Source organism: Kaistia terrae, assembly GCF_026344005.1.
Lineage (GTDB): Bacteria > Pseudomonadota > Alphaproteobacteria > Rhizobiales > Kaistiaceae > Kaistia > Kaistia terrae.
On sequence record NZ_JAPKNH010000010.1, the window covers coordinates 130,051 to 151,892 of the forward strand.

A 21,842-nucleotide genomic window follows, 5' to 3' on the forward strand; every position below is an offset into this window, starting at 1 on the left:
CGAAAGATCCGCGATGAGACAAGACGTCGAGATCCAGACCGCCGACGGCATCGCCACGGCCGGCCTGTTCGCCCCGGCCGGGCCGAACGCCACCACCGCTGGCGTCATCCTCTACATGGACGCCTTCGGCCCACGCCCGGCGCTCTACGGCATGGCCGAACGACTTTCCGATGCCGGCTATTTCGTCCTCGTGCCGGACCTGTTCTATCGCGCCGCGCCCTATGGCCCGTTCGATACCAACGCCTTCAACAACGAGGCGACGCGCACCGAATTGCGGGCGCTGCTGACGGCCACCACGCAGGCGATGACCGCTTCCGACTCAAGCGCCTTCATCGCCGCTCTGGATAAGGCCGGCGCGACCGGCCGGATCGGCGCGGTCGGCTATTGCTTCGGCGGCGGCCGGGCGCTGACGGCGGCCGGCACCTATCCGGAGAAGATCGCGGCGGCGGCGAGTTTTCACGGCGGCAATCTCGCCAGCGACGCGCCCGACAGCCCGCATCGTCTCGCCGGTTCGATCAAGGGGCGCGTCTATGTCGGCATGGCCGGCGTCGACAACAGCTTCCCGCCCGCGCAATCGGCAAAGCTCGCCGAGGCGCTGCGCGAGGCCGGCGTCGACCACATCCTGGAAAACTATGTCGGCATGGCGCATGGCTGGGCCGTCAGCGACCACAGCGTCCATGACGAAAAGGGCACCGAGCGCCACTGGAAGCGGCTGCTTGAGTTCTTCGCTGAGACGTTGAGGTAGCCCTTCGACGGTCTGCCACGACGGTGATCATCGACCGGGGTCGTTTTCGACGGCCGGCCAAAGAAAAACGGCGCCCCGAGGGGCGCCGTTTTCGTATCAGTTCGGTACGGCGGTTGCCGGATTGGGCGGGAAGGCCGCGTTCTTCTGCTTGCCGTCGAGAAGGCCGATGGCCTCCTGCAACTGCTTGTCGTCCTTGGCCTCCGGCGGGACATAGGCCTGCGAGCCGGTGCCCTCGTCGCCGCCACCTTCATTGGTGAGGTGGCCCTTGAGCGAGGCCTCGCCCTTGGTGTCGGTGATCTTGTCCTTCAGCTCCGGCGGCAGCTCCTGCACGATCTGGATGTCCGGATCGATGCCCTTGGCCTGGATCGACTTGCCCGACGGCGTGTAGTAGCGCGCTGTGGTCAAGCGGATCGCGCCGTTGGAGCCGAGCGGGATGATCGTCTGCACCGAGCCCTTGCCGAACGAACGCGTGCCGAGGATGGTGGCACGCTTCTGGTCCTGCAGGGCGCCGGCGACGATTTCCGAAGCCGAGGCCGAGCCGCCATTGATCAGCACGATCACCGGCTTGCCATCGGTCAGGTCGCCAGGACGGGCGTCGTAGCGCATGTTCTGGTCGGCATGGCGGCCGCGCGTCGAAACGACTTCACCCTTGTCGAGGAAAGCGTCGCCGACGAGTTCTGCCTGGTCGAGCAGGCCGCCCGGATTGTTGCGCAGATCGAGGATGTAGCCCTTGATCTTGTCCTTGCCGATATCCGCCTTGAGCTTGTCGATGGCGTCCTTCAGGCCGTCATAGGTCTGCTCGTTGAAGCTGGAAATGCGGAGATAGCCGATGTCGCCCTCGGCGCGCGACTTCACCGACTGGACGCGGATGACGTCGCGGACGATCTTCACGTCGAAGGGCTTTTCGGTGCCCTTGCGCTGGATCGTGACGGTGATCGGCGTGTTGACCGCGCCGCGCATCTTGTCGACGGCCTGGTTCAGATTCATGTTCTGGATGACTTCGCCATCCAGCGCCACGATCAGGTCGCCGGCCAGGATACCGGCCTTGGCGGCCGGGGTGTCGTCGATCGGCGACACGACCTTGACCGCGCCGTCCTCCATGGTCACTTCGATACCAAGCCCGCCGAATTCGCCGCGGGTCTGGACCTGCATGTCCTTGAAGTCTTTGGGGTTCATGTAGCTCGAATGGGGATCGAGCGAGGTCAGCATGCCATTGACAGCGGCCTCAATGAGCGCGCTGTCTTCCGGCTTCTCGACATAGTCGGAGCGAATCCGCTCGAACACGTCGCCGAACAGGTTGAGCTGTCGGTAGGTATCCGAGACGGCGGCATGCGCGACGCCCGGAATCAGGCTCGGAACCTGGGTGAGCGTCACAGCGGCCGTTGCGCCGATGATGGTGCCGGCCAGGAGGAGCGAAGCGTTGCGTATCATCCGCCAACCTTTTCGTCGTTAGATCGGGCCCACCATGGGGCCGGGTCGATCGAGTTACCGTCTTTTCGAAATTCGACATAGAGCACGGGCTGCGTTGCGCCAATGCCTACGGTGCTGCTGCTAGCCAGCAACCGCGATCCCATCAGCGCCACAGGTTCCCCGGCGAGAACGAACTGTCCCAACTCGACGTCGATCCGTTCCATACCTGCCAGCAAGATATGATATCCGCCGCCGGCATTGATGATCAAGAGTTGTCCGTAGGATCTGAATGGTCCTGCATAAACTACCCACCCGTCCGATGGGGAAGAAACCCGCGCGCTGGCGCGGGTCGCAATCGAAACGCCCTGCGTGGTGCCGCCAAGCCCGTCGGCATCGCCGAAGGTTTTCAGCGACACGCCATTGGCCGGCCGGGGCAAAAGACCCTTGGTCGAGGCAAAGGCAACGGCGGGGGCGATGCGGTCCGCAGCGCCCAGATTTTCGGGACGCCGCGAGGCGCGGCCGTCATTCATGGCGGCCTGATTGGCGGCTTCGGCCTGTTTCGCGGCCTCCGCCGCTTCGGCGGCCGCCGAAATCTGGCCTTCCAGATCGGCGATCAGGCCCTTGAGGCTGGTCGCGCTTTTGGCGAGTTTTTCCGACTTGGCCTGCTCTTCGGCAAGCTGCTGCTCGGAGCGCGCGCGCGCCTTGCGCTTGTCGTCGACCAGGAATTCGATGCGGGTTCGCTCTTCGGCGAGCGCGCTGACGTCGGCGCGCATCCGGTCACGTTCGCGCGATTGCTCGGTCTTGAGCGCGACGAGATGCTGCAGGTCGGCGGCGAGCGCTTCGGCCTCGACGCGCAGTTCCGGCACGACGGAGCCGAGCAGCATCGCGCTGCGCACCGAGGCGAGCGCGTCTTCCGGCCGGACGACGATCGCTGGCGGTGGCTTGCGGCCCATGCGCTGGAGCGCGCCCAGAACATTGGCGAGCACGCCGCGACGGGCCCTCAGCGAGGTGTGGACGGACTTCTCTTCGTCCAGCAGACCACCCATGCGCTGCTCGGCCTCGTCGATCTGGCGCTCGAGCCCGCGGGCCCGTTCTCCCGTTTCGATCAAGGACTTGTTCAGCGTCGTGCGGTCCTGGTCGAGCTGATCCATCTCGGTGCGAAGCGCCGCCTGGCGCTCTGCCGTGACTTCGATGTCGTGGGTGAGGGCATCGAGCTCGGCCCGGCGCGCGGCGCGCTGCTGCTCGGTCTGGCTGATGTCCGTGTGGGCAATGGGGGCGATCGGGGCCGCCGGCGCGACGGGGTCGACGGCAAAAGCGGGCAGGGCGGTGCTGGCGATCAAAGCCGAGACAAAGGCCGCCCGACCGAAGACGAGGACCGTCTGTCGAGGCAGCGAAGAGACCCGAATTTGAACCAAGTGCAGGCGCCCGGCGGCTAAAAGCTGAGTTAACAGCGACGACAATTGGCAGCGAAGTGTTAACACCTCGTCAACCCTGTGAGTGCCCAAGCGTAAGGAAAGATTGCGGCTGAAGCGCGACGGCGTTGCCGGCTCGTACGCGCGCTATTCGCGATGATAGGGGTGGCCGGAGAGAATCGTCATCGAGCGGTAGATCTGCTCGGCCAGCAGCAGGCGAACGATCTGGTGCGGCCAGGTCATGGCACCGAAGGCGAGCTTCAGGTCGGCCCGCTTGCGGATCGCCTCGCCATGGCCGTCCGGTCCGCCGATGGCAAAGACCAGATCGCGCGTACCCTGGTCGCGCCAGTCGCCGACCCGCTTGGCGAAGGCGGCGCTGCTCGGTGTCTCGCCGCGCTCGTCGAGCGCGACCAGAATGGCGCTGTCGGGCAGGGCGGAAAGCAGGGTTGCTGCTTCCTGCGCCATGCGCTCGTCGGTCCGCTGGGACCGGCTTTCGACGAATTCGCGGACGGAGAGGGTCAGGCCGAGACTGCGCCCGGCCTGCGAGGCCCTGTCGATATAGCGCTCGATGAGCGCGCGGTCGGGGCCGGCTTTCAGCCGACCCACTGCGGCGATCAGGATGCGCATTTCGCGACCTTAAATTCCGGACGGGTCCTTACGACTGGTCCGAAGCCGCATCATCCCCGGCCGACCACATCTTCTCGAGATTGTAGAAGGAGCGGACTTCGGGCCGGAAGATGTGGACGATCACGTCGCCGGCATCCAGCAGTACCCAATCGCAATGGGGCACGCCTTCCACGCGGGCTACGCGTCCGCCAGCTTCGATCAGGTCGCGGCTGATATGTTCAGCGATGGAGCTGACATGTCGCTGCGAGCGGCCCGTGGCAACGACCATAAAGTCGGCCAAGGCTGATTTGCCGGCGATATCGATGGAAACAATATCCTCAGCCTTCGAATCATCGAGGGTGGTGAGGATCGCTTTGAGAGCTTCGTCCGCCGAAATCTGCCGGCGCACGGCCACTCGGTGAGGTGCGCGTTGAATAGCGTCCTCAGGCTGCATTGCCGTCGTCAGTGGTCAGTCCTTTCGCCATTAGCGCGGTCGGCCTTGTAGCTGGCCAGGAGCGGTTGCGCTCCACGCGAGGGAAATTGTGCAAAAAAGCACATAGGCACGACGCTGTGGCGCTTTCAAGACGTCGCGGCACTCTTATTGCGTCGCGCACGCAGTTGTGTCGAAGAAAGCGCGACTCGGGGCCCGTGCAGGTAGACCCAGGCGGGAGGCGCCGCCGTCGGCAATCGCGCGGCGTCGCGCTCCATCAACCGGTCGAAACGCAGAGCCTGCGCGGCAGGGGCCGCCGGCGCGATAAACGTGCTGCCCGGCCGGTCATAGACGGCGATCGGCATCAGATCGGCGATCCGCCGCCAGTGCCGCCAGCGATGGAACTGGCGCAGATTGTCGCCGCCCATCAGCCAGACCAGATTTACGCCGGGCAGGCGCTCGGAAAGGATGGCGAGGGTGTCGGCGGTAAACCGCGTCTTCAGTGTCGCCTCGATCGCGGTGACGTGGATCTGCGGATGGTCGGCCATGGCGCGTGCCGCCACGATACGGCGACCGAGGTCGTCGGGGGCATGATCCTTGAGCGGATTGCCGGGCGTCACCAGCCACCAGATGGCGTCCAGCTCCAGTCGGCGCAGCGCCATCAGGCTGACGGTCAGATGCCCCTTGTGCGGCGGATCGAACGTTCCGCCTAACAGGCCGATGCGCTGGCCGGGCGCCGCGTGCGGCAGCTTCAGGGCCGAACGCAGCGCCGGATCTTGCATCACCGCCCTGACGTCGGCCCCGTCCCGGCTCACGGACGCGTCTGCCCGGAGCCGTTCACGCGATACTTGAAGGAGGTCAGCTGTTCGAGGCCGACGGGACCGCGCGCATGCATGCGGCCCGTGGCGATGCCGATTTCGCCGCCAAAGCCGAACTCGCCGCCATCGGCGAACTGGGTCGAGGCGTTGTGAACGACGATGGCGGAATCGACCTCGGCCTGGAAGCGGGCAGCGACTGCCTCGTCCTGCGTGATGATGCCGTCCGTATGGTGCGACGAGTAGGTCTCGATATGGTCGATCGCCGCGTCGACGCCGTCGACGACCTTCACGGAAATGATGGCGTCGAGATATTCGGTCGACCAGTCCTGCTCGGTCGCGAGGGTCGCGGCCGGGAAGCGCGCGCAGATTTCGGCATCGCCACGGATGGCGCAGCCGGCCGCAACCAGCGCATCGAGGATCGGCACCAGATGGGTGTCGAGAATGGCGCGGTCGATCAGCATCGTCTCGGTCGCGCCGCAGACGCCGGTGCGGCGCATCTTGCCGTTGACCAGCAGCGTCTTCGCCATGCCAAGGTCGGCCTTGGCGTGGACATAGAAATGCACGATCGCCTCGAGATGGGCGAAGACCGGCACGCGGGCTTCTTCCTGAACACGCGCAACCAGGCTTTTTCCCCCGCGCGGCACGATCACGTCGATCGCGCCGTTGAGGCCGGAAAGCATGGCGCCAACGGCGGCGCGGTCGCGGGTCGGCACGATCTGGATCGCGTCGGCGGGCAGGCCGGCGGCGACCAGCCCCTCGACCAGCGCTGCATGAATCGCGCTCGACGAATGGAACGAGTCCGAGCCGCCGCGCAGGATCACGACATTGCCGGCCTTGAGGCAGAGCGCGCCGGCGTCGGCCGTCACATTGGGGCGGCTTTCATAGATGACGCCGATGACGCCGAGCGGCGTGCGGACGCGCTCGAGATGCAGGCCGTTCGGCCGGTCCCAGGCCGAGATCACGGTGCCGACGGGGTCGGGCAGGGTGGCGATCTCGTCGATCGCCGCCGCGATGCCCTCGATCCGGGCCGGGGTCAGGGTCAGGCGATCGAGGAAGGAGGCGGCGGCGCCTTCCGTCTTCATGCCGGCGACATCGCGGCCATTGGCTTCGAGGATCGTTTCCGCGCGGGCGCGGATCGCCGCGGCCATGGCCTTCAGCGCCTCGTTCTTGGCATCGGTCGAGGCCAGCGCCATGCGCCGGGCGGCGGCGCGAGCGCGCCGGCCGATATCGAGCATCATGGCTTCGACCGTCTCGGTCTTGTCGCCGGTTGCGGTCTCGCGGAGGAGGGAAGTTGTCATGATGATTTCCTATTCGCCGCGAAGCGCCATGTCGTCGCGATGGACCATGGCAGCCCGGCCAGCAAAGCCGAGAATCGTTTCGATTTCCTTGGTATTGCGACCGGCGATGCGTTCGGCGTCGGCCGCGTCATAGGCGACGAGACCGCGCGCGATCTCCTCGCCATTCGGGCCCTGCACGACGATCGCGTCGCCGCGCTGGAACCGGCCTTCGATCCGGCGCACGCCGGCCGGCAGCAGGCTCTTGCCCGAGCGCAGCGCCTTGACCGCGCCGTCGTCGATCACCAGCACCCCGCGCGTCTCCAGATGGCCGGAGATCCACTTCTTTCGCGCGGTGACGGGGTTTGATTCCGGCAGGAACCAGGTCGATTTCGCGCCCTCGGAAACCCGCTTCAGCGGGTTCAGCGGCTTGCCGAGCGCGATCAGCATGGCGGCTCCGGCGCCGGTGGCGATCTTCGCCGCCTCGACCTTCGTCTTCATGCCGCCGCGCGAAAATTCCGAACCGGCGCCACCGGCCATCGCCTCGATCTCGGCGGTGATCCGCTCGACGACGGGAATGAAAATGGCGTTGGGGTCGGATTGCGGCGGGGCGGTGTAGAGCCCGTCAATGTCGGAAAGCAGCACCAGCAGATCGGCGCCCATCATCGAGGCGACGCGGGCAGCGAGGCGATCATTGTCGCCATAGCGGATCTCGCTGGTCGCCACCGTGTCGTTTTCGTTGATGACGGGAATGGCGCCGAGCTTCAGCAGCGTGCCGATGGTCGAGCGGGCATTCAGATAGCGCCGCCGCTCCTCGGTATCGCCGAGCGTCAGCAGGATCTGCCCGGTGGTCCGGCCATGGCGGCCGAGTATCTCGGAATAGGCCCGCGCCAGCGCGATCTGGCCGACAGCGGCAGCGGCCTGGCTCTCTTCGAGCTTCAGCGCGCCCTTGGGCAGGCCGAGTACGCCGCGCCCGAGCGCAATGGCGCCGGACGAGACGAGCAGGATCTCGCGCCCGCCGGCGGCAAGCTGCGCCACGTCGTCGATGAAGGCCGTCAGCCAGTCTTCGCGCAACCGGCCGGTGGCACGGTCGACCAGGAGGGCGGAGCCGATCTTGATGACGATGCGGCGAAAGTTTTCCGGCTTGAGCGTAGCCGCGATGTCGACGGTCTGTTCCACGATCAGGCTCATGGTCTTTGTGCTCTTCGATCCGATGGGGCTTGTTTAGCCCAGGTGCAGCTCAGTGTCGGGCCCATATTTTGAAATCGGGACCCGGATTGGTGCTTCAGATGGCGGGAACCGCAATTGTCAAACCTCTGGCCCTTCCAAGTTGATCGACCTGCTCCGCCATCATCCTGAGGTGCTTCGCGTGAGCGAAGCCTCGAAGGAGGATCCAGCGGGGCGCTCCAGCAGGCCCCGCGATCTATATCGGGGCGTTCGCTGGAACCTCCTTCGAGGCCCGGCTTCGCCGGGCACCTCAGGATGAGGGTCGAGCCTGGGAGATTCGGGATCCAGGCGTTGAGCGAACTCCCGGTGTAGATCGGCGTCGCCCAGACATCGCGGGCCAGACAGTCATGAGACCCTTGCTCGGCTCGCCGAACATCAACTCATGAGCGTCACGGTCGCCAAGTATCCTTGTTGCTCGGATGCAGGTTCGGATCTTCCAGCTTGCCCTGGTCGATGATGCGGCCAATGGCGCGGAGCGCCTCTTCCATGCCGACGCGGGTCGCGGCGGAAAGAACCATCGGCACATGACCGCAAGCCTTGGCCAGCTGCTTCTTGCGCTTCTCGAACTCTTCCTCGGGAATGGCGTCGGCCTTGGAGAGCGCCACCACTTCGAGCTTTTCCGCCAGCACGTCGCCATAGGCGTCGAGCTCGCCGCGCACGACGCGGTAGGCTTCGGCCGGATCCTCCTGGGTGCCATCAACGAGGTGCAGCAGCACGCGGCAACGCTCGACATGGCCAAGGAAGCGGTCGCCGAGGCCGATGCCTTCATGCGCGCCTTCGATCAGGCCGGGAATATCGGCCATGACGAATTCGCGGCCGTCGCTGCGCACGACGCCGAGATTGGGATGCAGCGTGGTGAAGGGATAATCGGCGATCTTCGGCTTGGCGGCCGAGACGGCGGCCAGGAAGGTCGACTTGCCGGCATTGGGCAGGCCGACGAGACCGGCATCGGCGATCAGCTTCAGCCGCAGCCAGATCCAGCGTTCCAGGCCTTCGAGACCGGGATTGGCGCGGCGCGGCGCCTGGTTGGTCGAGGTCTTGAAATGGGCATTGCCGAAGCCGCCATTGCCGCCCTTGGCAAGCTGGACGCGCTGGCCGACATGCGTCATGTCGGCGATCATCGTCTCGCCGTCCTCGTCATAGATCTGCGTGCCGACCGGCAGCTTCAGGGTGACGTCGTCACCCTTGCCGCCGGCGAGGTTGCGACCCATGCCGTGCACGCCGACCTTGGCCTTGAAATGCTGCTGGTAGCGATAGTCGATCAGCGTGTTGAGGCCGTCGACGCACTCCGCCCAGACGTCGCCGCCCCGGCCGCCGTCGCCGCCATCCGGACCGCCGAACTCGATGTATTTTTCCCGACGAAACGACACGCAGCCTGCGCCGCCGTCGCCGGAGCGGATGTAGACCTTGGCTTCGTCGAGAAATTTCATTTTTTAAACTCGTAGTGACGCGCGCGCGTCAGGGCTGTGTCGATATGCGCAAGATCGCGGCCAAGCGCAAGGTTATGCTGGATCGAGCGACCGATGATCTCGAATCCGAGCCGCTTCTGGATGGCGAGCGAGCGCTCATTGCCCTCGAACACGCCGGACTGGATTGTCGTGACGTCCGGATCGACAAAAGTGTCGTCGACCAGGGCCGCCACGGCCTCGCTCATATAGCGCTTTCCCCAATGAGCCTGCGCCAGCCAATAGCCGAGAACCGGCTCCGGGCCTGCGTCGCGCAGCGAGATGAGCCCGATCATGCCATCGCGATCGATGGCGTAGACCTGCTCGGCGCTGACCGGACGCTGCGCCCGTTCCCAGGCGAGAAAGCGCTCGGCCTCATCGAGGCTATAGGGATAGGGAACGCGCGCGAGCCAGCGCGTCACCTCGTAATCGCTCAGTCCGGCCGCGATGGCGGGGCCATCGCTAGGCCGCAGCGGGCGAAGCAGCACGTTTTCCGTGCGGAGCGTCTTTTCGGGCAGGATCGCCCGTATCGTCATCATCGGTCGCCCTCCTCGTGCAAGGGGCGGGGCCACAGGGTTGTCGAAGCACCGTCGCCATCGGGGCGGCGCCCCCACGACTTCAGGCTCTGCCAGACGCGACGCTCGAGCACGAAATGCTCGACGGGGACGGAGCCGCGCGCCGAAAGCGAGCGCACCATGCCCGTGTCGCGGAACTGGAAGCCGCATTTTTCCGCCACGCGCCGGGCCGGGCCATTCGTCACCCGGACGGCGCACCAGAGCCGCTCGACGCCCGCCGCGCCAAAAGCATGGTCGATCGTCGCATGCGCGATCTCGGTGCCGAAACCTTCGCCCCAGAACCGTTCCGCCACCCAGAAGGACAGGTCATGGCCTTCGGGGCGCGTGGCGCTCAGGCGGTGAAAGCTGGCGCCCAAAAGGGTGCCATCGGTCCGCGATGCGGCAACATGCGCCGCGCCATCGACGGCGTGGCGAGCCTGCAGGATCCAGGCATCCGCATCGGCGCGGCGATAGGGGTGGGGCACGCTCACGAGGTTCATCGCGACGCGCGGATTGTCGATCGCCGCGGCGAGGATTGCCGCATCTTCCGTCCTGGGCCGCCGCAGCGTCAGCCGCGCCGTCAGGACGGTCCGTTCTTCGTCCTCGAGTGTGCCTTCTAGATCCTGGTCCCGCATTGGAGCCTCCCGGTCGGGCCAAAAAGAAAAGGGGAGATGGTGTCCCATCTCCCCTGTCTTCTGACCATCTCGGTCGGCCGGGTCGATGCGACGCCGGCGTTCCCAGATGAAAGCCGGTTACTCAGCAGCCTCAAGCGCCGCCGGAGCGACGACGGAGACGTAGGTACGGCCGTTGGCTTTCTTGCGGAAGGATACGAATCCCTCCTCGGTAGCGAAGATCGTGTGATCCTTGCCGAGGCCAACGCCGGTGCCCGGATGCCATTGGGTCCCGCGCTGACGCAGGATAATGTTGCCGGAAATGACAGCTTCGCCGCCGAACTTCTTGACGCCGAGGCGTCGACCCGCGGAATCGCGACCGTTGCGCGAAGAACCGCCTGCCTTTTTGTGTGCCATGATCGAACTCCCGATCCGTTGTTAGGGGCGCGCTAGAAAGCGCGGCTCAGCGATCTTCGCCAGACTTCAGCTCTGCCTGGTCGATCTTGGCGCGCGGCGGCTTGCCGGCGAGAAGCTCAGAGGCCTGCTGGACCCACTCTTCACGGCCGACGCGGCCGCGCAGGGTGAGTTCTTCGTCATACTTGGCGATGTCGGCATCGGTCCAGGCAGCGATCTGCTCCCAGGAGGTGACGCCGGCGGCGCGCAGCTTCTTCTCGATGGTCGGGCCGATGCCCGAGATCAGCGAGAGGTTGGAGCTGTCGAGCCCGCCGCTGACGAGAGCCGCCGGGGCGGCGTCGGTCGCGGGTGCTGCAGCCTTGGCAACCTTGGCCTTGGTGGCCTTCTTGCCGGACGCCTGGGCGCCATTGGTCAGGATCTCGGTGATCCGGACAATGGTCAGGTGCTGGCGATGGCCGCGGCTACGCTTGGAATTCTGACGGCGACGCTTCTTGAAGACCAGGATCTTGCGCGTGCGCATCTGATCGATGATCTCGGCGGCGACCGTTGCGCCTTCGACGAAGGGAGCACCGATGGTGATGCCGGCTTCGCCACCGACGAGAAGGATCTCGCCGAAAGTGATCATATCGCCGGGCGCTCCTTCGAGCAGCTCGACTTCCAGTTCGTCATTGGCGGCAACAGAGTACTGCTTGCCACCCGTTTTGATGACTGCGAACATTGTTCTATCCAGTTGTTCAGCGTGACCTCGAAGGGTCCGCTTCTTCAGTCAGGGTTCATTGAAATGGAGATAGCGCAGCCCAAAGCTACGCCGCCATTCCGGGCGCACTTATAGGGAAGAGCCCCCGCCTGTCAAGCGAAACCGGGCGGCCAAGAGTCCAAAAAGCCAGCGAAACAAAGGCCTCGCGGCAAGACGCCGGCTACGCGGTTGCGGGCGGTGGCGGAACTCGGTCGGCGTGCCGTGGGGCTGTGGACTGGAAGGGCCGATGGAACTGCGGGGCGGGGCAGGGAAAGCGGCGGGGCCGGCATCCAGCCGCCAGCCATGCTCGCGCCACCAGCGAGTGGCTGGATTCGGCGCGGGGGTGCGCAGAGCCATGTACATGGCTGCCTCCCTTGATTGGCTGGCGGGTCGATTCTGTGTGCTTGGGCATGGAATGATCCACAAGGCGTGGGAAAGGCAGCGAAGGGTCTTGTCATCGTCTGCCGAGCCATGTATCAGGCCAATCGCGCTGACAGCGTCACCGCGGAGAGGTGGCAGAGTGGTCGATTGCACCGCACTCGAAATGCGGCATACTCGCAAGGGTATCGGGAGTTCGAATCTCCCCCTCTCCGCCACTAAGTTCTTGTAATTACAGGGACTTTCACTTTCTGAATATCGCTGCAAAAACTAGCATGGCATCGGCTTGGCACACTTTTGGCACAGGCTGGTTTGCTATGGCTTCAATACGCAAGCGTGGATCGTCGTGGCACGTTCAAGTTCGGAAGGCCGGTTTTCCGACGCTTACTCGAACGTTCGATTCGAAGGACGCTGCTGCTCAATGGTCGAGGGATCAAGAGCGCAGTATCGACCGTGGTGATGTTGAGCCGTCAGCCCATCGCCTGAAAGACATTGTCGTACACGATTTGCTTCAGCGGTATGAGGACACGGTCACGTGCTCCAAGCGGAGTCCGGATCAGGAGCGATCCAAGCTCGCTGTGTTGCGTCGTCATTTGCCCGCAAGCCTTCCACTTTCCCGATTGACCAGCGCCGTCATTGCCAACTATCGAGACTTCCGACTGGCGGTGGTGCAATCCGGAACAGTCCGACGAGAACTGGCCGTTCTTCGACATTGTCTGGAAGTGGCAAGGAAAGAGTGGGGAGTTCCCCTGTCTCGAAATCCTGTCGCCGGAATTGCAATTCCGCCGGCTGGCAAGGGCCGGCAACGGAGACTGGAGCCAGAAGACTGTGAGCGTCTCAATCACGCATTGAAGTCGGCAAAGGCATGGTACCTCCGACCCATGATTGAACTCGCTATCGAGACAGGAATGCGGAGAGGCGAGCTTCTGCAGTTGGAATGGTCGAATGTCGACTTCGTTCGCAATCTGGCTCTGCTCAAAGTGACAAAAAATGGCGACAGCCGTTCCGTGCCATTGAGTTCGAAGGCCATCGCAATCCTGAATGGACTACCCAAGCCGGAGCGGCGTGTCTTTCCGATCAAGCCATGCACGGTGAGGCAAGCGTGGGTGAGGCTGATGGAGCGGGCTGGAATTGAAGACCTTCGGCTTCATGACCTCCGTCATGAGGCAATCAGTCGGTTTTTCGAGCTAGGATTGTCCGTTCCGGAGGTGGCTCTCATTAGCGGACACAAGGATTCGAGAATGCTCTTTCGTTACACCCACATTCGGCCAGAGGACGTAGCGAAAAAGCTGCGCTGATGTTGCTTCTATGACCGTTGATTTGGCTCTTTGTCTTGGGCCTTCTGCCGGTAGTCGTGGCGAAAAGGGCAACAGGCTCTTCGAGCAACAAGCAGGCCGTGCTATCTGTGATTGCATCGCATGCCCGAGGGGATTTCTTGACCAACAAGACAGCCAAAGCAAACGTAAAGCGCTTCCCGGTGTTTCGGCTGATGCTCTGATCGATGCCGGCCTTCTCGATCCATTTTTCCATCTGCGGGACCCGGTTGATATTGCCCTTGTAAAGTTTATGCGCTGAATCTCACCGGAAAGAGGACAGAGCAAAGCGAGGGGCTGACCGAAGACGGTGCACATGGGCGGGCGAAAAGGGCGGTGAGTGAAGCTGACGGGCTAGGCGGCGGTGACTACCGACCAAGGATGTCTTCGGGTCGTTGCAGAGGAACTTGCTCAACCCGCTCCGGATGCGCTCTGTAACCGAGACGCAATCCGAATGTGGTGAAGTCGGCCGAATCCTTAGCCTCTAGGTCGTGGCAGGCGGCGAAGTAGAGCATGTAGCTCGATTCGTTGTAGCCAAAGGCTCCCTCATCGGAACCCGGTGAAAGCATATCCGCATTCCAGCCGTCATCTGCCCTATAGAGCACGGCGGGCGCCGTCAGCGAACAGAAGGCCAATGACACGGAACGAAGGCCGCCGGTGAGTGGCGCTGGCGTGTCATAGCTGCCTTCTGGATGCATGGATGACCAATCCGCCCGCTAGATCCTGTAGAGATTGCCTTCCCTGTTTCGCCCAACAAGTTTACGGTTCTCTATGCTGAACCATGTGCAGGTGTCCATGTGACACCGCCCCCTGATCCGCTCGCCGAGCAGCGAGTTCGACATCATCGGGAGGCTTGGGCTCCCTGACGGTTCGATTTTGCGGTCTTCAATTCGGCCGATGTCGGAATAGCGCATCAACTGAACACGGCGCCCTTCGGTCGCTACGATCAAGCATCCGATTTGATTGGATCGACCGTCTAGACGAAGGCATTTGGATCGCTCGGAACGAAGCCAACGACGCTGGTCAGCCAAGAGCGCCGCTTTATTCGAGACTTGCCGTCGAGCGGTCGAGAACGCCTTGCCCATATCGCCGTCCACCGCTGACAAATGTGGATCAGAGCAGATCAGCCGCTCATCGGTGGCAGAGGCTTTGGAGCATGAGAAACTGGCAGCAAGAGGTTCGCTCGTCTCTTCGGAAATCCGAACAAGACGTTCTGCATCTCCAAGAAAGAGCCTAGCTGTTAGTTTCGGGCCAAGCACTTTTCTGGATTCAGATTCACTGCGCATCAACTGGCACTCCATCGCCGGTGACGATGGTTGCGTTCAGCAGCGCCTCAAGAATTCCCTCGACATATGGCCGTTCGAATGCTTCGCAAAGCATACCGAGGACTTTGATGAGGTAATCATAATCTTCCGGGAAAAGGAGCCGAAACCCATCGATGCTCTCCGCAATTCGCATATGATTGATTAGGAAGCCAATGTAAACATCGTCATTTCTGTCGTGTTCGCTTGTCAATACACGTAATGAATCCCACCAGATTCTGTGTTCGATTGCGTAGTAGATCCCATCGTTTGCGGTTTCCGCCATTTTATTTACTCCGCCTGCGTCGGCGTTCTGAATTCCGATCTTGCTGGTATGCTGTATTTAGCATTCGGGAGCTTTTGACTGCCGATGGCTGTCTCATCCACTTTCGGCGGTTGCATTGTTTCGCCGGACACCTAAGGATGAGGTGTCAGATCGCAAACGCCGGGGGGCACGCATGCGAAGCCTATGGATAGTCGGAGCGCTGTTGGCGACCGAAATGCCAGCCGTCGCCGCAGACGTTGGTCCGCTGAAGGGCGGATGGATTCCAAGCAGTTCGTCCTGCAAGGCATACCGAGATCGTTCGGACGAGAGCGCTATGATGATCTCCGGTAGACAGATCGAATTCTACGAATCCACCTGCGTGATCCGTGGCGCCAAGAAGTCCGGAGCGAGCTACTCGCTGAAACTGCTCTGTGAAGGCGAAGGCGAGACATTCCAACGTTCCTTCGTTGGAAAGCTCAACGGAAACAATACGCTGGTGGTCAAAGATGGCTTCACATACAAGCGTTGCAGCTAGCGCTTTTGCGGCGCTGTTCCTGCTATCAGCGGCTGCGGTTGCCGCTGAGCCCAAGCTATTCTCCCGTGCCGGCGACGGTCAGAAGTTCGATGCCTATTTGGTTTCGAAGGAAGCAACTGGCCTTGGCAAGAATCACTTTTCCAATGTGCGGTTTGTATCGCAGGGCAAGAAGTCGAGCACCGCAGAATGGATCGTCAACTGCAATCAGGGCTTCCCCCAAGTGGTCTCGCCGAGCAACGTAAACACCTTCGTGAAGGTGAACGAGCGCCCGGCTGCCAAAGACCGCTTCAAATATGAACTTTGGTTCGCCGTTTGTGAGGGCAAAACCCAACATGCCACCGAACAGACGCCGCAGCCATCAGAAGACTGTCCCGTAGATCGGCTCGTGTTCAGGGATGACCGCACGAACCGACAGTTTGTGTCCGAACGAGTTGCCGTAGATTATCGGTACATCTGCGATGGTAAAATTACCAAGGCGTTTGATCGTCCCCAGAAGGACCTGGCCGCTCGTTGCCAAGGGCCGTATGGCGACACGGTTATCGAAGGGCTTTTGGATGGAAAGAAGGCCCATGCGGTCTATTCCGTCGCCGATGCCGCACCTTGCTGTGTCTGGTACTCCCACAAGGGCGCTTTCAAGCCGGATCAGGGAAACATCACGAGATGGCTCAAATCCAACGAGGCGTGGTCGGTCCAGTTGGGCGATGAATGGTATGTGATCGGGCCATCCAATCCGCCTTACGAGGACGACAAGGGCCCGATGGGGGGCGGCAATTTCCGGCCGGTTGGCTGCAAGTTTCGCTAGTCTGGCTTAACCCGGGATTTTTCCCGTCTGCGGAGTTTTTACCGCAACTGCTTGGATGACCTCTATCCCGTCTCTAGCGAGAAGTTCGTCGAACGACTTTTGACATTTTACGTAAAAAGCCCAATTGCCGAAAAAACCGGACGGGATGTTTTTCGTCAGCGCCGCTTTCTGGTCTGCGACAAATACCGACAAACGTCGTCGGTACTCTTCCTGCGTGATAGTTTCCATGGTGATCCTCACGCTGTGAATCGGCGCCCCAACATTGTTACCCGGGTTCAGCCCGCCGCTTGGTTCCGGCCGCCCGAAAGATAGCGGTAGAGGGTGGGTTGCGACACCCCGAGACGTTCGGCAACTTCCTTCACCGTGATTGTGCGATCAGCGAGCAGTGCCTTCGCAGCCGCCAAATCGGAGTCCGATAGGGATCGGGGCCGACCCCCAGCTTTCCCGGCGTCCTTGGCCGCTTGCAATCCAGCCATAGTGCGTTCCCGGCTCAAGGAGCGCTCGAACTGAGCCAATGCACCGAACACGTTGAAAATCAGCATCCCGCCAGCCGTCGATGTGTCGATGCTTTCGGTCAGAGACCGAAACTCAATTCCACTTTCTTTCAGGGATTCAACAGTGTCGATAAGTTGGCGCAGGCTACGCCCCAACCGATCCAGTTTCCAGACGACGAGGGTGTCGCCCTTCCGAAGGTAGTCGAGTGCCTTTTGCAACTCGGGCCGGTCTCGCTGCGCTCCGGAGGCTGTTTCATGGAAAACCTTTTCGATGCCTTCACGGGCGAATGCGGCTCGCTGAAGACCAAGACTTTGGTCGGACGAGGATACCCTAGCGTAACCGATCTGCATTCGTGCCTCTCTCAAAACTCGTCTCACGTCAAATAATGAGAATACTCTAAATTGGAGAGATTCTTTTTGGAGTTCGGTCGAGAACTATCCAGATTGGACCTAGAGGAAACGATAGGCCTAACTTTGGACTACAGCGAGATGGTTTATCTGGAGCGAGTGGACGGAGCGCTGTTACTTGAGGTACGCGAAGACGAATGCAAAGAGAATATCATTAAGTTTGTTAACAAAAATGCTCCGTCCGCCAGACAGACCCTAACGACGAAGTGGTTCGTTGAACAAAATGTGGGTGCCCGTAACGAGACTGTAATGAGTATTGTCGGTAGGTGTGCGTGCTCCGTTGCGCCGGAAGGTGGTCATCTTGGGACACACGTATATATACCATAACAAACTCCGGCAAATAATGCATCTAGATGTACAGCGCGATGTATGTTTGATTATATCCTCGACACCGCAACAGAGCGGCCATTCTTGTGCCGAGGATTATTTCGCGAGATGACATGACGACTTGGCTTGTAAGAACTGTTCATATCGATTTCATGACAATAATCTGTAAATAAAAGACTGTTTGTGGGTGCGATCTTCAACGAAGTCGTAGGACCAGACATGGCTGGGATACTCTGGCCGCAGCCGGATGCACGATCCATCATTCAGCCAGAGCCGGCCACGTTTGGGCTGCCTCTGCTGAACCTTCAGCCCCTCCCGCCGCCAGATCCGTTCGACCCGTTTGACGTTCACCACCCAGCCCGCACGGGGCAGCATCGCCGTGATGCGGCGATAGCCGTAGCGGCCATATTGGATGGCGAGCGCAATGATGTCGGCGGTCAAAGCCGCTTCATCATCCGGGGGCGTCGGAACCTAATCCATATATCGGCGCAGCGACGGTGAGCGGCGTGTTTGATCTCGGCGATCCGCGCCGCACCCTCGAGGCGGCGGTGCTTCCAACTGGTGGTCGTGTCCCCCCAGGCTGGGTCTTTCCTGACGGTGATCGATTCGAAGTCGACGGACATGCGGCATCTGCGATATCTAGGCTAGAGATGGTCTAAATCATTGGAGTTGCGTGAAGTTTTTAGCTGGACTATCTGACCTCCCAGGTAGCCCCCACTCGGCGCGTCGACTATGCGCGAGTCTGCTCATGCACCACGCCGCTTCCCACCATGCCGACTATCCTGAATGACGCGTTTCAACGGCATCGCCGCTCCCTGACCTGGAGTGTGATGCGCATCGTGCGCGATCCTCAGATTGCGGAGGATCTGGCGCAGGAGACCTATGTCCGGGCGCATAAGGCGATCCAGGCGGGACCCATCGAGCATATCGAGGCGTTCCTGCACCAGACCGCCCGAAATCTGGCGCTCGATTACCTGCGTCGCCGCAAGACGCGGGCGCGAGTCGAGACCGACGGCCTTAGCAACGAGACGCTGGAAAGCATCCCCGCCGATGTGCCGTCGCTCGAAACGGAAATCATCGAACGCGAGCGCCTGCGACTGTTCCAGGCAGCACTGGCGACCTTGCCGGAGCGCGTGCAGCGCGTCGTGGTCCTGAGCCGGATCGAGGAATGGACGAATGCCCGGATCGCGCTGCATCTCGGCATTTCCGAACGCACCGTCTTCAACGATCTGAAGCTCGCCATGGCGCATTGCCGCGACGCGTTGGCGCGGAGTGACGGGCGCTGAGCGCCCCTGGTGAAGGGCCCCAAACTATTTTTGCCGGTTTCCATTCTGCGAAACGTCTTTCTATAAAGACCCGAAGGCCAGCACGATCGGATGAATTGGGTGGGACCAGAGAGTTCAAGGGGCGACGCCCGCGCCAACGCTTCGCAACCGTCCGACCGGCAGGAGGGCTCTGTCGCCGACATCGTCGCGGACGAAGCGCTTGATTGGTTCGCGCGGCGGCGCAACGCCGGGCCTGATGCGGCCGAAGAGGCCGAATTCGAAGCCTGGCGGCAGCGGAGTTCGCACCACGCCGAGGCCTATGGTGATCTGGAGGCGCTGTGGGGGTCGACGGCCTTCGCCGCCGCCGCCCGTAGCCTGCCCATAGGCGAGCCGTATCGAGCAAGCGATACGAAACGGCGTCCCGCTCGGCCGAAGCCGGCCGTCCCGTCCGCCGCGCGTCGACGGAACCTCCGTTTCGGCGCCGTCGCGGCATTGCTGATGTTGGCTTTCGGCATCTGGCAGGCGCCGACACTGCTGTTGCGCTGGCAGGCTGACTATATCACCGCCGCCGGCGATCGCGCGACGATCCGGCTTCCCGACGGATCAACCCTGATCCTCAACACCGCATCGGCGGTGGCGCTAGACTTCGAGAGCGGCCGCCGTGACGTGCGGCTCCTGCAGGGCGAGGCCTTCTTCGACGTCCGGCATGATCCCGAGCATCCGTTCCGGGTCGCCGGGCGGTTCGGCGTTGTCGAGGTAAAGGGCACGGCGTTTTCCGTGCGGGAGGACGGCTCTCAGGACATCGTCATTCTCGAGCGGGGCCATGTCGCGGTCAGCCTCGTCGCCAACAAAGCTGCGCAAGCGGCGCTGGAGCCAGACCAGCAGGTCATCGCCAGCGCCGATGCGCTCTCCGCCGTCGAGCCGGCAGATCCGGCCATGGCGCTCGCCTGGCGACAGGGACGGATCGTCTTCGACGACCAGCCTGTCTCCCGCGTGCTGGCTGAATTGCGCCGCTATCGCAGCGCGCCGGTCGTCGTCGCCAGCGGCCTCGCGGAAGAATTCCGCGTCAGCGGCAACTACCGGACGACGGATATTGATGGCGCGCTGCGCTCGCTGGCGGCCGCCGCCGGCGTCTCCGTAACGTCCCTGCCCGGCGGAATTTTAATCCTTCACTAAATACTCAACTTTTCTTTTCCGGTTTCGCTCCCCTCGAACGTCGGATGTGTGAGAGGGCGATTTCAGCGCGACGCCGAGCGGCCTCTTCGATCTGGAAAAGGGGCTTTGCGGCATGACGAACGGGATGTTGACCACCGGTACACGGGCAGGCGCACAGGCGAAAACGCGCGCAAAGTGCCGACTGGCCTCGCTTCTCGTAACCTCGGCCCTGCTTGCCATGACGACCGGCCTTTCCCCGCAGCCGTCGCTGGCGCAGTCGTTGCCTGCGGACATCGGTAGCCAGGCCGTCGCCTTCTCCATTCCCGCCCAGCCGCTCTCGACCGCCGTCAACGCCTTCATCGGCGTGACCGGCTGGCAGATCAGCTATTCCTCGGCGCTGGCGCGCGGCAAGAAGTCGGCTGCCGTCGTCGGCACGATGCCCCCGGCGCAGGCGCTGCGACAGCTGGTGGCTGGAACCGGCCTGGAGGTTCGCATCGGCACCCCCGGCTCGGCCGCGCTGGTCGGTCCAAACTCGGCAGGTGCACCGGCTGCGACCGACGGATCGCTGGTACTGGAGACGATCGACGTAACAGCTGGATCGAAGACGTATGGCGGCCTCGGCGGCCTCGCCAGTCCCGATGCGAAGTATGAGACGGCGCAGAGCGTCGAGTTCCTGTCGGAAAGCCAGATCGAACGCTTCCGCGGGTCCTCGGTCGGCGACTTCCTGAAGGGAATGCCCGGCATCCTGACGGGCGACAACCGCAACAGCGGCGCGATCGACGTCAATGTTCGCGGCATGCAGGGCTTCGGCCGCGTGCCCGTCGTCGTCGACGGCACGCAGCAGCAGAACACCGTCTATCGCGGCTATTCCGGCGTCGCCTCGCGCAACTATGTCGATCCGGACTTCATCGGCGGCGTCGTGGTCGAGAAGGGTCCTTCGGCCGGCGTCTATGGCGTCGGCGCCACCGGCGGCGTCGTGCGCATGGAGACGATCAATGCCGACGACATCATCGTCGGCGACAAGGCCTGGGGCGTGCGCGTCAAGGGCAGCCTGATGACCAATACGGCGAGCCCGCCGCCGGTCGGCACGCCAGGCGGCTACCCGACCACTGGCTTCGGCCGCTACATCACCGGCTGTAACTGGAACTGCACGATTGCGACCGTGCCCACCACGACGCTGAACGGCAGCCCCTATGGCATGGACCGACCCGCGACCTTCCTGCCGACTTCCGGTGCCGGCAGCGCATCTTTCGCGGCGCGCAACGACATGGCCGAAATCGTCCTCGGCTATTCACGCCGCAAGAACGGCAACTATTTCGCCGGGACGAACGGCCACACGCCGCAGCTTGCAATCAGCTACGACCGGATCATCCGGCCCGCCCTCGGCTCGCGCCCCGAGCAGATTACCGACTACACCGTGCTGAGCCTCGACGGCCTCAACCGCTATCGCGGCGGCGAAGAGGTGCTCAACACCTCGCAGGACAACACCTCCTACCTCGCCAAGGCCAAGCTGGAGCTGGATGGCGGGCACATCTTCGACGCCAGCTTCATGCGCTACGAGAGCAATTTCGGCGAGATGATGCCCTCGGTGATCATCCGCTTCGACGGCGCCACCCAGGCTGAGCTTAGCGACGTCGCCGTCAACACCTACCGCGCCGGCTACAAGTACGATCCCGAGAACCCCTGGATCGACTTCAAGGCCAATGTCTGGATGACGGATACCGAGACCCATATCCGCACGCCCTACGCCTTCAATTTCGGCAATGGCAACATCCTGGACGTGCCGCAGGGCTATTGGGACATCGCCAAACGCTACGGCACCGACGCGGTCAACACCTCCACCTTCGAGACGGCGGTCGGCAAGGTCGAGGTCGCGGCCGGCGGCTCGTATATCTACGAGACCATCGCGCCGCCGTC

The 21,842-nt window shown here is 62.7% G+C and carries 25 protein-coding genes, 1 tRNA gene and 1 pseudogene; 9 read left to right on the forward strand and 18 right to left on the reverse strand.

All coding sequences use genetic code 11. From position 1 onward, the window contains the following. Positions 1–13 precede the first annotated feature (13 nt). Entirely contained in the window at positions 14–745 is a 732-nt protein-coding gene (locus OSH12_RS21900) for a dienelactone hydrolase family protein (protein ID WP_266345756.1), read from the forward strand. Positions 746–841: 96 nt separating this feature from the next. Here OSH12_RS21900 and OSH12_RS21905 read toward each other — a convergent pair whose 3' ends face one another. The 12 genes from OSH12_RS21905 to OSH12_RS21960 form a co-directional block, all read right to left on the reverse strand. Further along, positions 842–2,176, reverse strand: a complete 1,335-nt coding sequence (locus OSH12_RS21905) for a S41 family peptidase (protein WP_266345757.1) — start codon at positions 2,174–2,176, stop codon at positions 842–844. Then, positions 2,173–3,570, reverse strand: coding sequence for a murein hydrolase activator EnvC family protein (locus OSH12_RS21910; protein ID WP_266345758.1), 1,398 nt, complete (start codon positions 3,568–3,570; stop codon positions 2,173–2,175). Before OSH12_RS21910 ends, OSH12_RS21905 begins: the two co-directional genes overlap by 4 nt. Before the next feature lie 144 nt (positions 3,571–3,714). Then, complete coding sequence (rlmH, locus tag OSH12_RS21915; protein WP_266345759.1) at positions 3,715–4,194, reverse strand: 23S rRNA (pseudouridine(1915)-N(3))-methyltransferase RlmH; 480 nt, start codon at positions 4,192–4,194, stop codon at positions 3,715–3,717. Between the two features lie 28 nt (positions 4,195–4,222). Continuing rightward, positions 4,223–4,627 (reverse strand): ribosome silencing factor, encoded by a 405-nt coding sequence (gene rsfS / locus OSH12_RS21920; RefSeq protein WP_266345760.1) that lies wholly within the window; start codon positions 4,625–4,627, stop codon positions 4,223–4,225. Positions 4,628–4,752: 125 nt separating this feature from the next. Beyond that, positions 4,753–5,418, reverse strand: coding sequence for a nicotinate-nucleotide adenylyltransferase (locus OSH12_RS21925; RefSeq protein WP_266345761.1), 666 nt, complete (start codon positions 5,416–5,418; stop codon positions 4,753–4,755). Continuing rightward, entirely contained in the window at positions 5,415–6,659 is a 1,245-nt protein-coding gene (locus tag OSH12_RS21930; RefSeq protein WP_380224837.1) for a glutamate-5-semialdehyde dehydrogenase, read from the reverse strand. Before OSH12_RS21930 ends, OSH12_RS21925 begins: the two co-directional genes overlap by 4 nt. A 69-nt stretch (positions 6,660–6,728) precedes the next feature. Then, the gene (gene proB, locus OSH12_RS21935; protein ID WP_266345763.1) at positions 6,729–7,886 is read right to left on the reverse strand and encodes a glutamate 5-kinase; all 1,158 of its coding nucleotides are present in this window, start codon (positions 7,884–7,886) and stop codon (positions 6,729–6,731) included. Between the two features lie 425 nt (positions 7,887–8,311). Further along, positions 8,312–9,352, reverse strand: a complete 1,041-nt coding sequence (gene obgE / locus OSH12_RS21940; RefSeq protein WP_266345764.1) for a GTPase ObgE — start codon at positions 9,350–9,352, stop codon at positions 8,312–8,314. Next, entirely contained in the window at positions 9,349–9,906 is a 558-nt protein-coding gene (locus OSH12_RS21945; protein ID WP_266345765.1) for a GNAT family N-acetyltransferase, read from the reverse strand. The genes obgE and OSH12_RS21945 overlap by 4 nt, the downstream gene beginning before the upstream one ends. Continuing rightward, positions 9,903–10,556 (reverse strand): GNAT family N-acetyltransferase, encoded by a 654-nt coding sequence (locus tag OSH12_RS21950; RefSeq protein ID WP_266345766.1) that lies wholly within the window; start codon positions 10,554–10,556, stop codon positions 9,903–9,905. Before OSH12_RS21950 ends, OSH12_RS21945 begins: the two co-directional genes overlap by 4 nt. Positions 10,557–10,673: 117 nt before the next feature. Further along, entirely contained in the window at positions 10,674–10,949 is a 276-nt protein-coding gene (gene rpmA / locus OSH12_RS21955; RefSeq protein ID WP_266345767.1) for a 50S ribosomal protein L27, read from the reverse strand. 46 nt (positions 10,950–10,995) lie between these two features. Continuing rightward, complete coding sequence (locus OSH12_RS21960) at positions 10,996–11,664, reverse strand: 50S ribosomal protein L21 (RefSeq protein WP_266345768.1); 669 nt, start codon at positions 11,662–11,664, stop codon at positions 10,996–10,998. A 524-nt stretch (positions 11,665–12,188) separates the two neighbouring features. Between OSH12_RS21960 and OSH12_RS21965 the strand changes: the two genes are divergently transcribed. From OSH12_RS21965 to OSH12_RS21975, 3 genes are all read left to right on the forward strand, one after another. After that, a tRNA-Ser gene (locus OSH12_RS21965) sits at positions 12,189–12,278 on the forward strand. A 99-nt stretch (positions 12,279–12,377) separates the two neighbouring features. After that, positions 12,378–13,358 carry an integrase gene (locus tag OSH12_RS21970; RefSeq protein ID WP_266345769.1) on the forward strand — a complete coding sequence of 327 codons (981 nt, stop codon included), beginning with the start codon at positions 12,378–12,380 and terminating at the stop codon, positions 13,356–13,358. 10 nt (positions 13,359–13,368) lie between these two features. Then, positions 13,369–13,635 (forward strand): hypothetical protein, encoded by a 267-nt coding sequence (locus tag OSH12_RS21975; protein ID WP_266345770.1) that lies wholly within the window; start codon positions 13,369–13,371, stop codon positions 13,633–13,635. Between the two features lie 106 nt (positions 13,636–13,741). On the opposite strand, the gene OSH12_RS21980 is transcribed toward OSH12_RS21975, so the two are convergent. The 3 genes from OSH12_RS21980 to OSH12_RS21990 are packed head-to-tail and all read right to left on the reverse strand — an operon-like array spanning position 13,742 to position 14,960. Further along, entirely contained in the window at positions 13,742–14,071 is a 330-nt protein-coding gene (locus OSH12_RS21980; RefSeq protein WP_266345771.1) for a hypothetical protein, read from the reverse strand. Between the two features lie 18 nt (positions 14,072–14,089). After that, positions 14,090–14,659, reverse strand: a complete 570-nt coding sequence (locus OSH12_RS21985; RefSeq protein ID WP_266345772.1) for a lysozyme inhibitor LprI family protein — start codon at positions 14,657–14,659, stop codon at positions 14,090–14,092. Then, a complete protein-coding gene (locus tag OSH12_RS21990; RefSeq protein WP_266345773.1) occupies positions 14,649–14,960 on the reverse strand; it encodes a hypothetical protein in 312 nt (103 codons plus the stop codon). The genes OSH12_RS21985 and OSH12_RS21990 overlap by 11 nt, the downstream gene beginning before the upstream one ends. A gap of 202 nt (positions 14,961–15,162) precedes the next feature. On the opposite strand from OSH12_RS21990, the gene OSH12_RS21995 reads away from it, so the two are divergent. Together OSH12_RS21995 and OSH12_RS22000 are read left to right on the forward strand one after the other, a co-directional pair. Further along, positions 15,163–15,474, forward strand: coding sequence for a hypothetical protein (locus OSH12_RS21995; RefSeq protein ID WP_266345774.1), 312 nt, complete (start codon positions 15,163–15,165; stop codon positions 15,472–15,474). Further along, positions 15,446–16,276: a hypothetical protein gene (locus OSH12_RS22000; RefSeq protein WP_266345775.1), complete on the forward strand. Its 831-nt coding sequence runs from the start codon at positions 15,446–15,448 to the stop codon at positions 16,274–16,276. The genes OSH12_RS21995 and OSH12_RS22000 overlap by 29 nt, the downstream gene beginning before the upstream one ends. Positions 16,277–16,282: 6 nt before the next feature. Here OSH12_RS22000 and OSH12_RS22005 read toward each other — a convergent pair whose 3' ends face one another. From OSH12_RS22005 to OSH12_RS22015, 3 genes and pseudogenes are all read right to left on the reverse strand, one after another. Beyond that, a complete protein-coding gene (locus tag OSH12_RS22005; RefSeq protein ID WP_266345776.1) occupies positions 16,283–16,504 on the reverse strand; it encodes a hypothetical protein in 222 nt (73 codons plus the stop codon). 47 nt (positions 16,505–16,551) lie between these two features. Further along, positions 16,552–17,121, reverse strand: coding sequence for a recombinase family protein (locus OSH12_RS22010; RefSeq protein ID WP_266345777.1), 570 nt, complete (start codon positions 17,119–17,121; stop codon positions 16,552–16,554). A gap of 567 nt (positions 17,122–17,688) precedes the next feature. Then, a pseudogene (locus OSH12_RS22015) lies at positions 17,689–17,961 on the reverse strand (IS3 family transposase); the annotation flags it as partial. A gap of 314 nt (positions 17,962–18,275) precedes the next feature. Here OSH12_RS22015 and OSH12_RS22020 point away from each other — a divergent pair. The 3 genes from OSH12_RS22020 to OSH12_RS22030 form a co-directional block, all read left to right on the forward strand. Continuing rightward, positions 18,276–18,791, forward strand: a complete 516-nt coding sequence (locus tag OSH12_RS22020) for an RNA polymerase sigma factor (protein WP_266345778.1) — start codon at positions 18,276–18,278, stop codon at positions 18,789–18,791. A gap of 99 nt (positions 18,792–18,890) precedes the next feature. Continuing rightward, positions 18,891–19,946, forward strand: coding sequence for a FecR family protein (locus OSH12_RS22025; RefSeq protein ID WP_266345779.1), 1,056 nt, complete (start codon positions 18,891–18,893; stop codon positions 19,944–19,946). A 112-nt stretch (positions 19,947–20,058) separates the two neighbouring features. After that, the coding region (locus OSH12_RS22030) for a TonB-dependent receptor (protein ID WP_266345780.1) at positions 20,059–21,842 on the forward strand (1,784 nt) is incomplete at its 3' end.